Genomic DNA, 17,964 nt, shown 5'->3' on the forward strand with positions numbered 1-17,964 from the left:
ATCAGCGCACCGCGTGTCCGACGCCGAGTGGCGCGTCAAGCACCGCGACGGTAGACGGACGGACCGGACTCTTCGTCCTCGTCCTCGTCATCGCTGTTGTAGCGCTCCGCGTACTTGGCGTACGGGTCGTCCTCGTCATCATCAAGCTCGTCATCGACGACCGGCTCGCTGACAGGCAGCGGTTCCGTGTGCGATGCGCCCAGCTCATTGGCCAGACGCGACAAGTCAGTCCCGCCGCTGCTGTACTTCAGCTGGCGGGCGACCTTCGTCTGCTTGGCCTTTGCCCGGCCGCGCCCCATGGCTCGACCCCCTCGGTGACGGGGCTCGACGGCCCCAGAGTCTGACACGCGTTCATGGTTCGGAGCGGGCTCTCCGTGGAGAGACCGTCCGTAGGGGTTTAACGGTACCTGCTTCCGCGGCCATACGGTACGCCGCCCGCATGACGCGCCCCGGTGCAGTACCAGCAAGGCGCCCCGTCCTCGCTGGTCAGCTGCGATTTTAGCCGTTTCCTGACGGACGACCCGCCGAAGCGCAGTGAGTTCCGTCTCGCTGCGCCCCGGCGGGCCGCCCCAGAGGCCCCGAAAGGGCCCCGTGAGTGGATCAGGCGGTGCGCGCGGCGCGCGCGTCCGCCATCCGCTGCTCGGCGATCCGGTCGGCCGCCGCGGCCGGCGGAATCCCGTCCGCCTTCGCACGTGCGAAGATCTCCAGCGTGGTGTCGAAGATCTTCGCGGCCTTGGCCTTGCAGCGGTCGAAGTCGAAGCCGCGCAGCTCGTCGGCGACCTGGATGACCCCGCCCGCGTTGACCACGTAGTCCGGCGCGTAGAGGATCCCGCGGTCCGCGAGGTCCTTCTCGATGCCGGGGTGGGCGAGCTGGTTGTTCGCCGCACCGCAGACGATCTTGGCGGTGAGGGCGGGCACCGAGTGGTCGTTCAGGGCGCCGCCGAGCGCGCAGGGGGCGTAGATGTCCAGGCCCTCCACGCGGATCAGCGCCTCGGTGTCGGCGACGGCGGTCACCTTGCCCGCGTACTTGTCGTGAGCGTGCTTCTCGAGGATGGCCTGCACGGACTCGGTGCGGACGTCCGTGATGACGACCTCGGCGCCGTCCTCCAGCAGGTGCTCGACCAGGTGGTGGCCGACCTTGCCGACGCCCGCGACGCCCACCTTGCGGCCGCGCAGGGTCGGGTCGCCCCACAGGTGCTGGGCGCTGGCGCGCATGCCCTGGAAGACGCCGAAGGCGGTGAGGACCGAGGAGTCGCCGGCGCCGCCGTTCTCGGGGGAGCGGCCGGTCGCCCAGCGGGTCTCGCGGGCCACGACGTCCATGTCGGCCACGTAGGTGCCGACGTCGCACGCGGTCACGTAGCGGCCGCCGAGGGACTCCACGAACCGGCCGTAGGCCAGCAGCAGTTCCTCGGACTTCAGGACGTCGGGGTCGCCGATGATGACGGCCTTGCCGCCGCCGAGGTCGAGGCCGGCGAGCGCGTTCTTGTACGACATGCCGCGCGAGAGGTTCAGCGCGTCGAGGACGGCCTCCTCGTCCGAGGCGTACGCGTGGAACCGCGTACCGCCGAGGGCCGGGCCCAGGGCGGTGGAGTGGATCGCGATGACGGCCTTCAGGCCGGAGGCTCGGTCCTGGCACAGCACGACTTGCTCGTGGCCGCCCTGTTCACTGCGGAACAGGGTGTGCAGGACGCCGTCGGTCATTTCGGTCACGGTGGTGACTCCCATGGAAGAGATGCGGCGGGAAAGACGCCCGCCCTGCGGGTGGGGGAGGGCGTGCTGGGAGCAGCGTAAGACCTCGGGGGCCCGGGGATCCTCCCGGTCCGGAGATCGGGACACTCAAGGGTGGGAGGCAGGCGGGCGACCGAGCGCCGGAGTAGCGCCGGGTGGTGCGGGGGAGTACGAGAGCGTGAGCGAATCCACCGATCCCAGGCTGCCGTCCGCCCGCTCGGCCCCCGTCGTCCCCTACGCCTCCTACCTGCGCGTCTACGAGCCGCTGACGGCCTTCCCGGAGCCCGAGCGCGCCCACTGGGCCGACTACGCCCGGCGCGGGGCCACCCCGACGGCCCAGGACGAACTGCGACGGTCGCTCGTGGACTTGGTGCGGGTGCCCGTGGTCGGGGTCCCGGCGCACGAGAGCGCCGACGCCTTCACCGCCGAGGTCGACGGGGTCCTGCTGGTCTGCCCCTGGCGGACGAGGCTGCGCGGCTGGATCGCGCTCCAGGAGCTGGTGGCCGAGTTCCCGCTCCCGGTGCTCGACGCGGCCCTGCCGGCGGCCGCCCGCCGCCGCGCCGCCGAGGAGTACGAGGCCTGGCGCGGGCGCAATCCCGATGCGCGGCCGTGGATCCGTACGGGGGTCTGGCAGGTGCCGCTGCGCTGGTTCGTGCTGGTGTCCGACGAGGAGCGGGAGTACGTGCCGGGCGAGGGGCTGCGCTACCGGACGCCGATGGTGCAGGCCCGGCGCCGGCTCGCGCGGGGGCTGCGGACCCTGCGGGAGGCGGAGGGGTACGAGATGCTCGCCGAGGGGCTGGTGGAGGTCGGGAGCTGGCTGGAGGAGTTCCACCCCCGCTCGATGGTGGAGCTGGACTACGGCGGGCTGCTGCACGCCCTGCCGGCGGACCGGCTGGAGGCCGACCACTCGGCGGCGGACCTGGCGGCGGGGCTCGCGGCCCTGCGGGCCGGGGACCGGGACGGGGCGGCGCGGACGTACGGGGCCCTGGCCGAGCGGTGGCGGGCGGTCCGGGAGAGACTCTTCGCCAACTGAGGCGTTCGGTTCCGGATCCCGCCGGAGTGACCTGCGCGACCCCGGTAGCGACTCCGGACGCGGTTGTCCATCCGCCGATCGGCCGAGCTCGGAAGGGAACGGCCAGCTCAAGGCCGTGATGCCCTCTTTTGGGTCTTTGTTCCGGGACCTACGTCCCGATACGGGCCATTGGCCCAAGCGTGACGGACCGCACTTTCTACACCCTTGCGCCCTTCCCCTACCCTCGTGCCAAAATAGGACAAGGAGTCCGGGGAGGGTTCCTTCCGTCCAACTAAGGGCGGAATGCTCGGTATTGCACTCTACGGGGGGTCTGACGACTCCTGATCGCTCTGTGACTGATCGTCACAGTGGGGTGACTGTCCGTTATGGGACGGTCCATCGGCTTCCGCCGCTGATGAACACCTCGGAGGGCAATTCCATCGGTTTGGCCGTCGAGGCTGGACGGATGGTGTAGTTGTAGTGCCGAGGACAAGCCGTTCGTCCTATAACCGACTCGGCCCGCGTATGTCCATTTCGGGCAACGTGGGCCAAGGTGCAGAATTTAGAGGAAAGAACCGAGATGGTTCGGTTCTCCCGAGGAGGCCGCTCATGACCGCTCGCACCCCTGATGCCGAGCCGCTGCTGACCCCGGCTGAGGTTGCCACGATGTTCCGCGTGGACCCGAAGACGGTCACCCGTTGGGCCAAGGCTGGCAAGCTCACGTCCATCCGCACCCTGGGTGGACACCGCCGCTACCGCGAGGCTGAGGTCCGCGCACTGCTTGCGGGAATTCCGCAGCAGCGCAGCGAGGCCTGAGGTTCCGCAGCACCACTTATTGCCGGGTCGATATCGGGTCCCCCAATCCGATGAGACCCACAGAGCTTTGAAACGACCGGACCTGCCCCAACAGGTTCACCAGTCGTTCGATCGCGCTGGACTCCGCCGGGTCCAGCGCGATCTTTTTTTATGCCCTGGTCAGGGGGTTATCGCGCTGGTGTGCGGAGCCGGCCGGGGTGGGTGCAATGGCACATATAAAATCGAGCGGGCGTATGGGTCCCATAAAAGCGTGCGTCTCAAAAACACATGGGGTGACTCCCGTCACAGATGATCACTCTTGTGGATCAGGCAATGCACCCCGTAAAGGGACGTGCCGCGCAGAGCGCATCATCCGGACGGGTGATTTGGCGGCCGCGATGGGCTGACGGGGCCGCAGGGGGTGTGAGCCGCGGCCGGAGGTGGCGGGGCGGGGCGGCCCGGGTTTCTCCGCCGACCCCGCGCGCGGCCCCAGGGGCCTCTCAGCGCGCCGTGGAGGGCCTGGTGAGGGTTCTGGGATGGCTGAGCCCAATCAGTGCCGTGAGGCGAGCCGGTGGGCCGTCCGGCCCAACGGGACCGTGCCGCGGCCGGTGCACCCGGCGACACCTCGGGCGACACCTCGGGCGACACCTCGGGCGGCGCCTCGGGCGGCGCCTCGGGCGGCACCTCAGGCCGTACATCGCCCCGCACTTCGGTGCCGTCGCGCCCCGGAAACGCGTCAGGGCCCGCATCCCTGAGGATGCGGGCCCTGACGATCTTGCGAACCTGACGGGACTTGAACCCGCGACCTCCACCTTGACAGGGTGGCGAGCTAACCAACTGCTCCACAGGTCCTTGATTTGCGGCCGCTGGGCGGCTGCGAATCAGACTGTACCGCAGCTCAGGGGGTGCAGTCGAACTCGATCACCGAGCGGGCCCCGGGGCCGCCGCGTCCACCGCCTTCACGATGCGTTTGTCGGAGATCGGATAGGCCGTTCCGAGCGCGTGCGCGAAGTAGCTGACCCGCAGTTCCTCGATCATCCAGCGGATCTCGGTGACCTCGGCCGGGACGGGCCTGCCCTTCGGCAGCTGCTCCAGCAGCCACAGGTACTCGTCCCGCATCTCGTGGACCTTCTCCATGCGCGTGGTGTCGCGCTGGACGCCCGTGGGCATCTGCTGGAGCCGCCGGTCGATGGCCACCAGGTAGCGCATCAGGTCCGGCAGCCGGCGCAGTCCGGTCAGCGTGACGAAGCCGGCCGGCATGAGCGCCGCGAGCTGCGTCTTGACGTCCTGGACGTTGGCCACCAGGGCGAGGCTGGCCGTGGTCTTCAGGCGGCGCTCACAGGCCTGCCAGGCGGCCAGCACCTGCTGCACCTGCGTGATCGTCCGTACGGTCGTGTCCACCAGGTCGGTCCGCACCGCCTCGTAGAGCTTGCGGAAGCCCGCCTCGTCCCACGCCGGGCCGCCGTGCCGCGCGATCAGGTGGTCGGCCGCCGCGGTCGCGCAGTCGTCGAAGAGCGCCTGGATGGAGCCGTGCGGATTGCGCGACAGGGCCAGCTTCTGCTGGTTGCTCAGGTGGTCCGAGGCGAACTTCGCCGGGTTCACCGTGATGTTGAGCAGGATCAGGCGCCGGGTGCCGAGCCGCATCGCCTGCTGCTGCTCGGCCTCGGTGTCGAAGAGGCGTACGGAGACGCTCGTACCGGCGTCCACGAGCGCCGGGTACGCCTTCACCGGCTGGCCGGCCCGGCGGGTCTCGAAGACCTTGGTCAGCGTGCCGATCGTCCAGTCCGTCAGCCCGGTCTTCTCCACCGACTCCCCGCCCTCCCGCTCGGCGGTGGCCGCGGCGGCCTGCGAGAGGGCCTGGCGGGCCTTGGGCTTGAGCTGGAGCCGCAGGGCCTCCAGGTCCTTGGCCTCGGCGAGGTTCTTGCGGCGCTCGTCGACGATCCGGAAGGTGATCTTCAGATGGTCGGGGATCCGGGTCAGGTCGAAGTCCTCGGCGCTGACCGGGACCCCGACCATCCGCCGGAGCTCCCGGGCCAGCGTCACGTGCAGGGGCTCCCGCAGCGGGTGCGAGGTGGCCAGGAAGCGGGTCGCGAAGTTCGGCGCGGGCACGTAGTGCCGGCGGATCGGCTTCGGGAGGGACCGGATCAGCTCCGTGACCACCTCCTCGCGCAGACCCGGGATCTGCCAGTCGAAGCCCTCGTCCGTGACCTGGTTCAGCACCTGGAGCGGGATGTGGACGGTCACGCCGTCCGCGTCCGCGCCCGGCTCGAACTGGTAGGTCACGCGGAACTTCAGCCGGCCCTGCATCCAGGAGTCCGGATAGTCGGCCTTGGTGACTCCGGCCGCCTTCTCCGTCAGGAGCATCTCGCGCTCGAAGTCGAGCAGTTCGGGCTCGTCGCGCTTCTTGTGCTTCCACCAGGAATCGAAGTGAGCCCCGGAGACCACGTGCTCGGGGATCCGCTGGTCGTAGAAGTCGAAGAGCGTCTCGTCGTCGACCACGATGTCGCGGCGCCGGGCCCGGTTCTCCAGCTCCTCCACCTCGGTGAGGAGCTTGCGGTTGTCGGCGTAGAACTTGTGGTGGGTCCGCCAGTCACCCTCGACCAGGGCGTTGCGAATGAACAGGTCGCGCGAGACCTCGGCGTCGATCCGGCCGTAGTTGATCTTCCGTTGCGCGACGATCGGCACGCCGTACAGCGTGACCTTCTCGAAGGCCATCACCGCCGCCTGGTCCTTCTCCCAGTGCGGCTCGCTGTACGTGCGCTTGATCAGGTGCTGCGCGAGCGGCTCCACCCACTCCGGCTCGACCTTGGCGTTCACCCGGGCCCACAGCCGGGAGGTCTCCACCAGCTCGGCCGACATCAGGAACTTCGGCTGCTTCTTGAACAGCGAGGAACCGGGGAAGATCGCGAACTTGGCGGACCGGGCGCCCAGGTACTCGTTCTTGTCGGTGTCCTTCAGCCCGATGTGCGACAGCAGACCGGCGAGCAGCGAGATGTGCACGCTCGTCTCCGGGGCATCGGCCTCGTTGACGTGGATGCCCATGGTCTTGGCGACCGTACGCAGCTGCGAATAGATGTCCTGCCATTCGCGGATCCGCAGGAAGTTCAGGTACTCCTGCTTGCACATCCGGCGGAACGAGGAGGAGCCGCGCTCCTTCTGCTGCTCGCGGACGTAGCGCCACATGTTCAGGAAGGAGAGGAAGTCGCTCGTCTCGTCCTTGAACCGGGCGTGGTTCTGGTCGGCCTGCGTCTGCTTGTCCGAGGGCCGCTCGCGCGGGTCCTGGATGGACAGGGCCGCCGCGATGACCATGACCTCGCGGACGCAGTTGTTCTTGTCCGCCTCCACCACCATGCGGGCGAGGCGCGGGTCCACGGGCAGCTGGGAGAGCTGGCGGCCCATCGGGGTGAGCCGCTGCCCCCTCTTGCCCTCCTGGGCGGACTTCTCGTCCTGCTCGAGCGCGCCGAGCTCCTGGAGGAGCTGCACGCCGTCGCGGATGTTGCGGTGGTCCGGCGGGTCGATGAAGGGGAACTTCTCGATCTCACCGAGGCCGGCCGCGGTCATCTGGAGGATGACGGAGGCGAGGTTGGTGCGCAGGATCTCGGCGTCCGTGAACTCCGGACGGGTCAGGAAATCGTCCTCCGAGTACAGCCGGATGCAGATGCCATCCGAGGTACGGCCGCAGCGGCCCTTGCGCTGGTTGGCGCTGGCCTGCGAGATCCGCTCGATGGGCAGCCGCTGCACCTTGGTGCGGTGGCTGTAGCGGGAGATGCGGGCGCTGCCCGGGTCGATCACGTACTTGATGCCGGGGACGGTCAGGGAGGTCTCGGCGACGTTGGTCGCCAGGACGATCCGCCGACCCGTGTGCTGCTGGAAGACGCGGTGCTGCTCTGCGTGCGAGAGGCGCGCGTAGAGGGGGAGGACCTCGGTCAGGCGGAGCTTGCGCTTCTCCAGCGCGTCCGCCGTGTCGCGGATCTCGCGCTCGCCGGAGAGGAAGACCAGGATGTCGCCCGGCCCCTCCGCCTGGAGCTCGTCCACGGCCTCGCAGATCGCGGTGATCTGGTCGCGGTCGCTGTCCTCGGAATCGTCTTCGAGGAGGGGGCGGTAGCGGACTTCCACGGGATACGTCCGGCCGCTGACCTCGACGATCGGGGCCTCGCCGAAGTGCCGGGAGAAGCGCTCGGGGTCGATGGTCGCCGAGGTGATGATCACCTTGAGGTCGGGGCGCTTGGGCAGCAGCGTGGCGAGGTAGCCGAGCAGGAAGTCGATGTTCAGCGACCGCTCGTGGGCCTCGTCGATGATGATCGTGTCGTACGCGCGCAGCTCGCGGTCCGTCTGGATCTCGGCGAGCAGGATGCCGTCCGTCATCAGCTTCACGAAGGTCGCGTCCTGGTCCACCTGGTCGGTGAACCGGACCTTCCAGCCGACGGTCTGGCCGATCTCGGACTTCAGCTCCTCCGCGATGCGTTCCGCGACCGTGCGGGCGGCGATCCGGCGGGGCTGGGTGTGCCCGATCATGCCCCGGACACCGCGCCCCAGCTCCATGCAGATCTTGGGGATCTGCGTGGTCTTGCCGGAGCCGGTCTCGCCCGCGACGATCACGACCTGGTGGTCGCGTATCGCCTCGGCGATCTCGTCCTTCTTCTGGCTGACGGGAAGGTTCTCGGGATACGTGATCTCGGGCTTCCGCGAGGCGCGCCCGGCCAGTCGCGCGGCGGCCGTTTCGGCCTCCGCGGCGATCTCGTCGAGCACGGCCTGCTTGGCCTCGGGCTTGCGGATGCGGCGGGCGCCTTCGAGGCGGCGGCCGAGGCGGTGCGCGTCACGGAGGGAGATCTCACCGAGAAGCGTCTGCAGGGCGGCGAAGGAAGTAGACATACCTGGTCGAGGATCTCACCCGTAGGTGCCGGGTGGCGAACGCATTTGTGGGGCTGACCCGTACCATTTCGGGACGAGTCCCCCGAGCGTTACCCCGATGTGTCCCCTGACGCGTCCCCCGTCGCCGTCCCGGCGCCGCCCCGTCGCCGTCCCGTCGATGTCCCAGTGAGAGGCCGCCCACGATGTGCCGCAACCGCCGCCTCCGGTGCGTGTTCGTGGTGCTGCTGGGCTGGGCCCTGCTGGCCGGGACCTTCCAGGCGGCGGCGGCCCCGGCGACCTTGGTGGCTCCGGCCGTCCCGGGCGTCTCCGTGGCCCCGGCCGTCCCCGTCGGCGAGGCTCCCGCAGCCTCCGGGCAGGTGGCCGTGCGGGCCTCGGCCCCCGCGGAGCCGGGCTCCTCCGTTCCCGTCGCGGTCTTCGCCGCCTCCGCCGGTCCGGGCGGGCCCGCCTGCGCCCCGGGATCCGGCGACCGGGACGGCGTGCCCGCCTTGCCTGCGCGGGCCCGGTCCGACCAGGCCCAGGCCCCGGCCCCGCCCGCGCGGCCCGGGCCCGAGGTGGTGGTCCCGCCGCGGGCGATACCCGTACGGGTCCTCGTACGCGGGCCCGGCCAGTCGGCGCCGTCCCCGCTGGAGCTGTCCGTGATGCGGGTCTAGGAGGACCGGCCGCACCAGCCGCCCGGTCCCGCCTCGTCCCGCACCCTTCCGCACAGCTCTGGAGCACCCGCATGTCCCCTTCACCTTCCTCCTCCCCTTCTTCCTCGTCCTCCCGCAAGCCCCTGCTGATCTCCGCCGGGGTCGCCCTCGCCGCCGTCACCCTCGGCCTCGTCTCCTGGCAGGCCACCAAGCCGGAGGACGGCGCCGCCGCCCGGTCGTCCGCGGCTTCCGCTCCCGAGGCCGGAACCGCCAAGGACCCCGCCGCCCAGCTCAAGGCCCTGGCCCGCCGCGAGCCCGGGGACAAGCTCGCCGCCGGCCGCGCCGACGCTCCCGTCGTCCTGATCGAGTACTCGGACTTCAAGTGCGGCTACTGCGGGAAGTTCGCCCGTGACACCGAGCCCGCGCTGATGAAGAAGTACGTGCAGGACGGCACCCTGCGCATCGAGTGGCGCAACTTCCCGATCTTCGGCGCCGACTCCGAGGCCGCCGCCAAGGCCGCCTGGGCGGCGGGGCAGCAGGACCGCTTCGCGCAGTTCCACGCGGCCGCGTACGCCGAGGGCGCGAAGGAGAAGGGCTTCGGCGCGGAGCGGCTGACCGAGCTGGCGCGGGAGGCCGGGGTCCCGGACCTGGAGCGCTTCACGACGGACATGGCGGGCGAGCGGGCCGCCGCCGCTCTGGCGAAGGACCAGGAGGAGGGGTACCGCATCGGCGTGACCTCCACCCCGTCCTTCCTGATCAACGGCCAGCCCATCGCGGGCGCCCAGCCCCCGGCGGCCTTCGACGCCGCCATCGCCGAGGCGAAGGCGCAGGCGGCCGCGAAGTGACCGACGTCGGATACCTGGCCGCCCTGCTCGGCGGCCTCCTCGCGCTGCTCAGCCCGTGCAGCGCGCTGCTCCTGCCCGCCTTCTTCGCGTACTCCATCGACTCCACGTCCAGACTGCTGGCGCGCACCGGGATCTTCTACGCGGGCCTCGCGAGCACCCTCGTACCGCTGGGGGCCGCCGGTTCGTACGCCGGGCGGTTCTTCCACGGCAACCGCGAGGCCCTCGTGCTGTTCGGCGGCTGGCTGATCATCGGGCTCGGCCTCGCCCAGATCCTGGGCCTGGGCTTCGCCCCGAAGCGGATCTCGGAGCTGTCGGGCAGGATCCGGCCGACCACCGCCCTGTCGGTGTACGCGCTGGGCGCGGTCTACGGGCTGGCAGGCTTCTGCGCCGGGCCCATCCTCGGCAGCGTCCTGACGGTGGCGGCGGTCAGCGGCAGCCCGGTCTACGGAGGCCTGCTGCTGGCGGTGTACGCCGGGGGCATGGCCGTACCGCTGTTCGTGCTGGCACTGCTCTGGGAGCGCTTCGACCTGGGCCGCCGGCGCTGGCTGCGCGGCCGCGCCTTCTCGGTCGGCCGCTTCGAACTGCACACGACCTCGCTCGCCTCCGGCCTGTTCTTCATCCTGCTCGGCGGGCTGTTCCTGGCCTACGACGGGGCGAGCGCCCTGCCGGGGCTGCTGGACGTGGACGATTCCTTCGCGGTGGAGCAGCGGGTGCAGGCCGTGGCGGACGCGGTCCCGGACCAGGCGCTGCTCGGGCTGGTGGCCCTGGCGGCCGCGGGCGTGGGCCTGGCGCAGTGGCGCCGACGGGCCCGGGCGGCGGCAGCGGATACGGGCGCGGGCACGGAAGGGGAATGACGAAGAAGGCCCCGTCCGATGGACGGGGCCTTCTTGATTCTCTGGTGGCTGGGGCCGGGGTCGAACCGGCGACCTATCGCTTTTCAGGCGATCGCTCGTACCAACTGAGCTACCCAGCCACGAAACCGTTTCCGGCTTCAGCGAACCTGACGGGACTTGAACCCGCGACCTCCACCTTGACAGGGTGGCGAGCTAACCAACTGCTCCACAGGTCCTTGCAATGTGCGAGCACAAGTCTCGCACACGGTAATGCGTACCCCCAACGGGATTCGAACCCGTGCTACCGCCTTGAAAGGGCGGCGTCCTGGGCCACTAGACGATGAGGGCTAAAGGCCCGCCGGGCACTTTCCAGCGCGTCGGGGACGTGAGAAGCATATGGGATCCCGGCGGCGATCGCCAAAACGGTTTCGGCGGGCGGGTCAGAGGGGGGCCGGAGGCGGGTCGCAGACAGGTCGTGGGGCGGGTCGTGGGGCGGGTCGCATGCGGGCCCGGAGCGCCTCGGGCGGGCGGCCCGGGGGGCGGCCCGGGTATCAGCCCCAGCCGAGTTCGTGGAGCCGCTCGTCCTCGATGCCGAAGTGGTGGGCGATCTCGTGGACCACCGTGACGGCGACCTCGTGGACCACTTCCTCCGTGCTCTCGCACATCCGCAGGGTCGGCCCCATGTAGATCGAGATCCGGTCGGGCAGGACCCCGGCGTACCACTCGCCGCGCTCCGTGAGTGGGGTCCCCTCGTAGAGGCCGAGCAGTTCGGGGTCGTCGGAAGCGGGCTCGTCCTCCACGAAGACGGCCACGTTGTCCATGACCCGGGTCAGCTCCTCGGGGATCGAGTCCAGCGCTTCGGCCACCAGCTCTTCGAACGCGTCACGCGTCATCTCCAGCACGGGGCCCATTCTCCCGTGCCGGGGTCCGATTGCGGCGGACCGGTTCCCCGGCTTTCCCCCGGCTTCCCCCCGGCTCGGTCCGGCTCCGTTCCGGCGGGCCGGGACCCGCGGCGCGAGAATGGCCCGGTGGCGACATGCGAAGCGGAGCGCGGATGACACGGCCGGCGGAGAAGCCCGAGGCCATCGACCCGGACGTCGACCTCCCCGTGCCGGCGCACCGCGGCGAACCGCAGGGGCGGGTGCTCGCGGCCGTGGCGGCGGGCGGCGCCGCGGGAGCCGCGGCGCGGTACGCGGTCGGGCTGCTGTGGCCGGCCGCACCCGGAGCCTTCCCGTGGGGCACCTTCTGGATCAACGTGGCGGGCTGCGCGCTCATCGGCGTCCTCATGGTGCTGATCAGCGAGGGCGGCCGGTCGGCGCATCCCCTCGTACGGCCCTTCCTCGGCGTCGGGGTGCTCGGCGGGTTCACCACCTTCTCCACCTACGCCGTGGACTTCGCGCGGCTGCTCGACGCCGGTGAGGCCGGCACCGCGCTGGCGTACGCCGGGCTCACGGTGGCCGGGGCGCTGGGCGCGGTGTGGGCGGCGGCAGTGATCACCCGGCGCGCGGTCGGCGACGTTCCGGGGCGGGGGCGGGGATGAACTGGCTGATCGTCATGGTGGGCGCGGCCGTCGGGGCACCTCTGCGGTACCTGACCGACCGGGCGGTGCAGGCGCGGCACGACTCGGTCTTCCCCTGGGGGACCTTCGTGGTGAACGCGGCCGCCTGCCTGGTGCTGGGAGCGCTGACCGGGGCGGTGCTGGACGGGGCCGCCTCCTCGCGGCTGAGCCTGCTGCTCGGCACGGGGCTGTGCGGGGCGCTGAGCACCTACTCGACGTTCTCCTACGAGACGCTGCGCCTTGCCGAGCGGGGCTGGACGTTCCTTGCGGCGGCCAATGTGGCGGCCTCGGTGCTGGTCGGGCTGGGTGGGGTCACGCTCGGCCGACAGGTGGCCGGACAACTGTTCGCCTGAAGGCCCGCCACCCGGCTCCCCTCGGGGCGCATTGGGGCGTGTCCCTTACGGGGCACAGGGAGTTGGGCACACTGACCCGCTCATCGCGGACCCTCGCCAGCGTTCCGGAGGTGCCCCGTGCGCCAGTTTTCCGCTTCCCTCCGATCCCCCCGGTCGCTCCGTCTCGCCGTCGCCGCGCTCGCGGTGGCGGCGACCGCGGGCTGCATGAGCGTCGGGGAGGACGCCGCGAAGCCCGGGCCCTCCGCGTCGACGGGCGTCCAGGGCGGCAAGTCCGGCGGCGGCTCCTCGTCCGGGAAGAGCGCCGGGAGCCAGGGCGGCGGCCACGGCTCGAAGGGCGGTACGGGGAACCAGGACGGCAAGGCCGCGGGGCCCGGGACCACCTCCGGCGCGGCCGGGGCCTCCCCCAGCCCGGGCGCGCCGGCCGGTCCGCCCGGGGCCCCCTCGCCGTCGGCCGGTCCCGGTGGCGGAGCGGGCGGGCAGGGCCCCCAGCAGCCCCCGACGGGCGGTTCCGGGTCCGGACCGGGCGGGGGAGGCGCCTCCGGCGGCGGCCAGCCCGCCTCCCCGACCCCGGAGCCGCCGAGCCCCGCACCGCCCGTCTCCCCGCCGCCGCCCGTGACGGAACCCACACCGGTTCCGGAGTCTCCGAAGCCGGAAACGTCGGGCGATCCGGGCACCCAGCCCTAGGCCCTTTCCCGGCTCGGCCCCGGCCCGATCCGCCCGCCAAGCGCTGGTGGGCGGATGGTGTTTGTGCAGGTCAGAGCCCTCTTCTGGGGAGCGACTTGCCAGACCCGGGGGAGGGTGCGTATGGTTATAGATCGTTTGATCCCATTGCCCGGCGCCGACTCCGAAGAGCGCCGCGTGGCGCGTACTCTCCCCAGCCGTGGCTGACCGCATTGAGGCGGTCGATTTGCGAATTCACGGAGTTTGGGCGCGTGCCGAGACTCCGGAAGGTTTCGCATTTCGCATGTCCATTTCCAGTTCTGACCGTTCCGTCATGCCCGAGAACGACTCCAACGAGATCGTCGACGCCGAGACCCTCGCGGTCACCGAGGCCCTCGAGGCCGTAGTCACCGACGAGATCATCGAGGCCCTCGAGGCCGACGTGACGAACCACGAGTCCGACGAGTCCACCGACTCCTTCGAGGACTCCACCGAAGACTTCGACGACGCCGAGGCCGACGACGCCGACGCCGAGCCCACCCTGACCTTCGGCGACCTCGGTCTGCCGGACGGCATCGTGCGCAAGCTCGCGCAGAACGGCGTCACCGCGCCCTTCCCGATCCAGGCCGCGACCATCCCGGACGCCCTGGCCGGCAAGGACATCCTCGGCCGTGGCCGCACCGGCTCCGGCAAGACCCTCTCCTTCGGTCTGCCGACCCTGGCCTCGCTGGCCGGCGGGCACACCGAGAAGAAGAAGCCCCGCGCGATCATCCTGACGCCGACGCGTGAGCTCGCGATGCAGGTCGCCGACGCTCTCCAGCCCTACGGCGACGTCCTCGGCCTCAAGATGAAGGTCGTCTGCGGCGGTACCTCCATGAGCAACCAGATCTTCGCTCTGGAGCGCGGTGTCGACGTCCTCGTCGCCACCCCGGGCCGTCTGCGCGACATCATCAACCGTGGCGCCTGCTCCCTGGCGAACGTCCAGGTCGCGGTCCTCGACGAGGCCGACCAGATGGCCGACCTGGGCTTCCTGCCCGAGGTCACCGAGCTGCTCGACCAGATCCCCGGCGGCGGCCAGCGCATGCTCTTCTCCGCCACCATGGAGAACGAGATCGGCACCCTGGTCAAGCGCTACCTGACCAACCCCGTCACGCACGAGGTCGACAGCGCGCAGGGCAACGTCACGACCATGACGCACCACGTCCTCGTCGTGAAGCCGAAGGACAAGGCGCCGGTCACGGCCGCCATCGCCGCCCGCAAGGGCCGCACCATCATCTTCGTCCGCACCCAGCTGGGCGCCGACCGCATCGCCGAGCAGCTCATCGAGTCCGGCGTGAAGGCCGACGCGCTGCACGGCGGCATGACGCAGGGTGCCCGTACCCGCGTCCTCGCGGACTTCAAGGACGGATACGTCAACGCGCTCGTCGCGACCGACGTCGCCGCCCGCGGCATCCACGTCGACGGCATCGACCTGGTCCTGAATGTGGACCCGGCCGGCGACCACAAGGACTACCTGCACCGCTCGGGCCGTACCGCCCGCGCCGGCAAGTCCGGTGTCGTCGTGTCGCTGGCGCTTCCGCACCAGCGCCGCCAGATCTTCCGCCTGATGGAGGACGCGGGCGTCGACGCCTCGCGCCACATCGTCCAGGGCGTCGGCGCCTTCGACCCCGAGGTCGCCGAGATCACCGGTGCCCGTTCGCTGACCCAGGTCCAGGCCGACTCCGCGAACAACGCCGCGAAGCAGGCCGAGCGCGAGGTCGCCGACCTCACCAAGCAGCTGGAGCGCCTCTCCCGCCGCGCCGTCGAGCTGCGCGAGGAGGCCGACCGTCTGGTCGCCCGCTCCGCGCGTGAGCGCGGCGAGGACCCGGAGGCCGCTGTCGCCGAGGTGGTCGAGGCCGCCGAGGCCGAGGTCGCGGCCGCCGTGGCCGAGCCCGTCGCGGAGGAGCGCCCCGCGTTCCAGAGCCGTGACGACCGTGGCAACTACGAGCGCCGTGACAACCGTCGCGACGACCGTGGTGACCGTGGCGGCGACCGTGGTGGCTTCCGTCGCGACGACCGTGGTGACCGCGGTGGCGACCGTGGCGGCTTCCGCTCGGGTGGCGACCGTCCGACCGGTGGCGGCTTCCGTCGCGACGACCGCCCCTCGGGTGGCTTCAACCGTGACGACCGTGGCGGCGACCGTGGTGGCTTCCGCCGCGACGACCGCCCGTCCGGTGGCTTCAACCGTGACGACCGCGGTGGCGACCGTGGCGGCTTCCGCTCCGGTGGCGACCGTCCGGCCGGTGGCGGCTTCCGCTCCGGTGGCGACCGTCCGGCCGGCGGTGGCTTCCGCTCCGGTGGCGACCGTCCCGCCGGTGGCGGCTTCCGCCGCGACGACCGTCCGACCGGTGGCGGCTTCCGCTCCGGTGGCGACCGTCCGGCCGCCGGTGGCGACCGTCCGTACGGCCGCCGCGACGACAACCGCCCCTCCGGCTCCGGCTCGACCGGTGGCTCCTCCTTCGGCCGCCGCGACGACAAGCCCCGCTGGAAGCGCAACGGCTGAGACCGGCCGCTGAACTGATGGCCTGACAGGGCCCCTACGACAACCCGTCGTAGGGGCCCTGTCCGCGTACGGGCCCACGGCACGCGACGACTCCCCGGGCCGGACGGCCGATATGCGATCGGCGCTCCCGCGCACTCGGGCTATGCTCTGGGGTGAGCACATCGAGGGCCATTAGCTCAATTGGCAGAGCAGCGGACTTTTAATCCGTTGGTTGTCGGTTCGAGTCCGACATGGCCTACTGCTCGCAGGCGGGGGTTGACCCCTCTGACCTGCTACTGAGCGCCCCACCCGGCTTCGGCCGGGTGGGGCGCTCGTGTGTTTGCCGCAGATCGACAGGAACCCGACAGGGGAAGGCGATGTCTCGCGACCCGGGCGAGTGCGGTCCGCTCCCCGCCCGGGGGCGCTTTCCGTCGTGACGGCCGCTCAGGCGTGCGGCGGGAGCCAGCCGTGCTGGACCGCACGGGCGCCGGCCTCGAACCGGCTGCGCGCTCCCAGGCGTTCCATCAGCTGGGTCGCGATGCGGCGGGCCGTGCGGTGGGAGACGCCGAGGCGTTTCGCGATCGCCTCGTCGGTGTGCCCCTGGGCGAGCAGGCGCAGGGCCATCGCTTCCTGGCCGTCCAGCCCGTTGACGTCCTTGGGGCGGACCGTGCCCAGCGGCTGGGCGGAGTCCCAGGTGGTCTCGAAGAGGGCGCACAGGGCCGTCAGGGCGCCCTTGCCGGTCAGGATGACCGCACCGGCGCTGGTGTCCTCGCAGTCCATCGGCAGCAGGGCCAGGGAGCGGTCGGCGATCAGCATCCGGGTCGGCAGTGCCGGGACGGTCCGCACCTGGCCGCCCAGCTCGGTCAGGAAGTCCGCGTGGGCGATGGTGGGGGCGCTGTTGCGTACGGAGTCCAGGTAGAGCGTGCGCATCCGCACCCCCCGCTTGAGCAGCCCGCCGTCCAGGGGGCGGGAGGAGCGCAGCGCGTCCTCGGTCTGGGCCCCGTCGGGGGCGAAGCTCATCACCTCGTGGCGGATGTCGCGCTGGAGCTCGGTCAGCCGTTCGCGGATCCGGTCGAGGCCGATGAGCTGCTCGACTCCCGCGCCGGGGATGTCCGTCTGCCCGGCGTACTCGGAGATGAGCTTGGCCGCCGCGGCGCGGGAGACCTCGATGCGGTGCTGGTGCGCCGCGAGCTCCGCCGACTGGCGTGCCAGCAGGGCCTCCAGCCCGAGATCGGGGCTGACGGCGCGCAGCCGGCCCGGAGACTCGAACGATTCGGCGACCAGGCCCAGCCGGGCCAGCCGCTCCTGGGTGGCGCTGATCTCGGCCGGCGGTACGCCGAGCCGCAGGGCCAGTTCGTCCACGCGGTCGAGTGGATGCCCGAGCATCGCGCGGTAGACGGACTCCGTGCTGTGGTCCAGCCCGAGTGACTCGAGCATTTCCTCCCCCTTTGCTTATGAAGGCATGGGCCTTCGGCAAGACGGAGACGATATCGAGCCGTTCGTATCCGGAACAAGCCCTTTCGGCGCGAGCGGGATCTTAACGGGCGCAGAGTCTCAGCCGATGAGACCCGACGGGTGCCCGTGCAGGTCGCGTACAGGTCGCGTACAGGTCGCGTACGGGACGTCGTGCCTGGTGCGGAGGGGTGGACAGGTTGGTCCTCGGACGGATCCGTCCACCGGATCCCCCTTCTCCCAGGGCGTGCGGCAGGGAATGCTGATGGTCATCGGAAGCAGATACACCGAATGAATCCGGACGGGCTGTTTCGCACCCATTCGGTCCGGTGGCTGATTCCACATTCACTTCATTCTCACGGGGGAACACTCATGCTTTCCAGCAGCCTTGCCCGCGCGGCCGCCATCGCGCTCCTCTCGGGCGCTGCCCTCGCCGTTCCGGTGAGCGCGCTCGGAGCTTCGGCGGCCCCCGCCCAGGGCGCTGTCACCGCGGTCACCGCTGTCACCGCCGGCAATTCCGCCGCCGACGCCGTCATCACCCCGGCCGTCGAACCGGCCCCCACCCCGACCCCCAGCGGGGGCAGTTGGACCTGGCAGTGACCGCGGCGGCCATGGAATTCCCCCCGTCCCGCGCCCTGCCCTTTCCGCCTTCCCCGCCCGCCCCATTCGCCCTCGAATCTCGGGAGTCCCCGTGGACATAAGGCAA

At 71.1% G+C, this 17,964-nt stretch carries 15 protein-coding genes and 5 tRNA genes; 11 read left to right on the forward strand and 9 right to left on the reverse strand.

What is annotated here, in order from left to right; translation table 11 throughout:
• Nucleotides 1-35: 35 nt before the first annotated feature.
• Together ACFYM0_RS35470 and ACFYM0_RS35475 are read right to left on the reverse strand one after the other, a co-directional pair.
• Complete coding sequence (locus ACFYM0_RS35470; RefSeq protein ID WP_250751938.1) at nucleotides 36-299, reverse strand: DUF3073 domain-containing protein; 264 nt, start codon at nucleotides 297-299, stop codon at nucleotides 36-38.
• Nucleotides 300-600: 301 nt separating this feature from the next.
• Nucleotides 601-1,710, reverse strand: a complete 1,110-nt coding sequence (locus ACFYM0_RS35475; RefSeq protein WP_388509112.1) for a Leu/Phe/Val dehydrogenase — start codon at nucleotides 1,708-1,710, stop codon at nucleotides 601-603.
• A 220-nt stretch (nucleotides 1,711-1,930) separates the two neighbouring features.
• On the opposite strand from ACFYM0_RS35475, the gene ACFYM0_RS35480 reads away from it, so the two are divergent.
• Both ACFYM0_RS35480 and bldC read left to right on the forward strand, forming a co-directional pair.
• A complete protein-coding gene (locus ACFYM0_RS35480) occupies nucleotides 1,931-2,761 on the forward strand; it encodes a hypothetical protein (RefSeq protein ID WP_388509187.1) in 831 nt (276 codons plus the stop codon).
• A gap of 588 nt (nucleotides 2,762-3,349) precedes the next feature.
• Nucleotides 3,350-3,556, forward strand: coding sequence for a developmental transcriptional regulator BldC (gene bldC / locus ACFYM0_RS35485; RefSeq protein ID WP_003949541.1), 207 nt, complete (start codon nucleotides 3,350-3,352; stop codon nucleotides 3,554-3,556).
• A gap of 757 nt (nucleotides 3,557-4,313) precedes the next feature.
• Here the strand turns inward: bldC and ACFYM0_RS35490 are convergent.
• Together ACFYM0_RS35490 and hrpA are read right to left on the reverse strand one after the other, a co-directional pair.
• Nucleotides 4,314-4,387: transfer RNA gene (locus ACFYM0_RS35490), tRNA-Asp, on the reverse strand.
• Nucleotides 4,388-4,456: 69 nt separating this feature from the next.
• Nucleotides 4,457-8,407: an ATP-dependent RNA helicase HrpA gene (gene hrpA / locus ACFYM0_RS35495; RefSeq protein ID WP_388509115.1), complete on the reverse strand. Its 3,951-nt coding sequence runs from the start codon at nucleotides 8,405-8,407 to the stop codon at nucleotides 4,457-4,459.
• A gap of 209 nt (nucleotides 8,408-8,616) precedes the next feature.
• Between hrpA and ACFYM0_RS35500 the strand changes: the two genes are divergently transcribed.
• From ACFYM0_RS35500 to ACFYM0_RS35510, 3 genes are all read left to right on the forward strand, one after another.
• A complete protein-coding gene (locus ACFYM0_RS35500) occupies nucleotides 8,617-9,057 on the forward strand; it encodes a hypothetical protein (RefSeq protein WP_388509118.1) in 441 nt (146 codons plus the stop codon).
• A gap of 71 nt (nucleotides 9,058-9,128) precedes the next feature.
• Nucleotides 9,129-9,881 (forward strand): DsbA family protein, encoded by a 753-nt coding sequence (locus ACFYM0_RS35505; protein WP_388509121.1) that lies wholly within the window; start codon nucleotides 9,129-9,131, stop codon nucleotides 9,879-9,881.
• Complete coding sequence (locus tag ACFYM0_RS35510) at nucleotides 9,878-10,735, forward strand: cytochrome c biogenesis CcdA family protein (protein ID WP_388509123.1); 858 nt, start codon at nucleotides 9,878-9,880, stop codon at nucleotides 10,733-10,735. The genes ACFYM0_RS35505 and ACFYM0_RS35510 overlap by 4 nt, the downstream gene beginning before the upstream one ends.
• A 42-nt stretch (nucleotides 10,736-10,777) precedes the next feature.
• Here ACFYM0_RS35510 and ACFYM0_RS35515 read toward each other — a convergent pair.
• The 4 genes from ACFYM0_RS35515 to ACFYM0_RS35530 all read right to left on the reverse strand — a co-directional run bounded on the left by ACFYM0_RS35515 (nucleotide 10,778) and on the right by ACFYM0_RS35530 (nucleotide 11,616).
• Nucleotides 10,778-10,854 (reverse strand) — tRNA-Phe (locus ACFYM0_RS35515).
• Between the two features lie 22 nt (nucleotides 10,855-10,876).
• A tRNA-Asp gene (locus tag ACFYM0_RS35520) sits at nucleotides 10,877-10,950 on the reverse strand.
• Between the two features lie 39 nt (nucleotides 10,951-10,989).
• Nucleotides 10,990-11,062 (reverse strand) — tRNA-Glu (locus ACFYM0_RS35525).
• 203 nt (nucleotides 11,063-11,265) lie between these two features.
• Nucleotides 11,266-11,616 carry a metallopeptidase family protein gene (locus tag ACFYM0_RS35530; RefSeq protein ID WP_327253633.1) on the reverse strand — a complete coding sequence of 117 codons (351 nt, stop codon included), beginning with the start codon at nucleotides 11,614-11,616 and terminating at the stop codon, nucleotides 11,266-11,268.
• Nucleotides 11,617-11,768: 152 nt separating this feature from the next.
• On the opposite strand from ACFYM0_RS35530, the gene ACFYM0_RS35535 reads away from it, so the two are divergent.
• The 5 genes from ACFYM0_RS35535 (at nucleotide 11,769) to ACFYM0_RS35555 (ending at nucleotide 16,065) form a co-directional block, all read left to right on the forward strand.
• The gene (locus ACFYM0_RS35535; protein WP_388509127.1) at nucleotides 11,769-12,254 is read left to right on the forward strand and encodes a fluoride efflux transporter FluC; all 486 of its coding nucleotides are present in this window, start codon (nucleotides 11,769-11,771) and stop codon (nucleotides 12,252-12,254) included.
• Nucleotides 12,251-12,625: a fluoride efflux transporter CrcB gene (gene crcB / locus ACFYM0_RS35540; RefSeq protein ID WP_388509130.1), complete on the forward strand. Its 375-nt coding sequence runs from the start codon at nucleotides 12,251-12,253 to the stop codon at nucleotides 12,623-12,625. Before ACFYM0_RS35535 ends, crcB begins: the two co-directional genes overlap by 4 nt.
• 204 nt (nucleotides 12,626-12,829) lie before the next feature.
• A complete protein-coding gene (locus tag ACFYM0_RS35545; RefSeq protein WP_388509132.1) occupies nucleotides 12,830-13,309 on the forward strand; it encodes a hypothetical protein in 480 nt (159 codons plus the stop codon).
• A gap of 310 nt (nucleotides 13,310-13,619) precedes the next feature.
• Nucleotides 13,620-15,827 (forward strand): DEAD/DEAH box helicase, encoded by a 2,208-nt coding sequence (locus ACFYM0_RS35550; RefSeq protein ID WP_388509135.1) that lies wholly within the window; start codon nucleotides 13,620-13,622, stop codon nucleotides 15,825-15,827.
• 165 nt (nucleotides 15,828-15,992) lie between these two features.
• Nucleotides 15,993-16,065 (forward strand) — tRNA-Lys (locus tag ACFYM0_RS35555).
• A gap of 185 nt (nucleotides 16,066-16,250) precedes the next feature.
• Here the strand turns inward: ACFYM0_RS35555 and ACFYM0_RS35560 are convergent.
• Complete coding sequence (locus ACFYM0_RS35560; protein ID WP_388509138.1) at nucleotides 16,251-17,243, reverse strand: helix-turn-helix domain-containing protein; 993 nt, start codon at nucleotides 17,241-17,243, stop codon at nucleotides 16,251-16,253.
• Between the two features lie 387 nt (nucleotides 17,244-17,630).
• Here ACFYM0_RS35560 and ACFYM0_RS35565 point away from each other — a divergent pair, with 387 nt between their 5' ends.
• Nucleotides 17,631-17,858 carry a hypothetical protein gene (locus tag ACFYM0_RS35565; protein ID WP_388509141.1) on the forward strand — a complete coding sequence of 76 codons (228 nt, stop codon included), beginning with the start codon at nucleotides 17,631-17,633 and terminating at the stop codon, nucleotides 17,856-17,858.
• Nucleotides 17,859-17,964: the final 106 nt, after the last annotated feature.

The organism is Streptomyces sp. NPDC006487 (assembly GCF_042870555.1).
Lineage (GTDB): Bacteria > Actinomycetota > Actinomycetes > Streptomycetales > Streptomycetaceae > Streptomyces.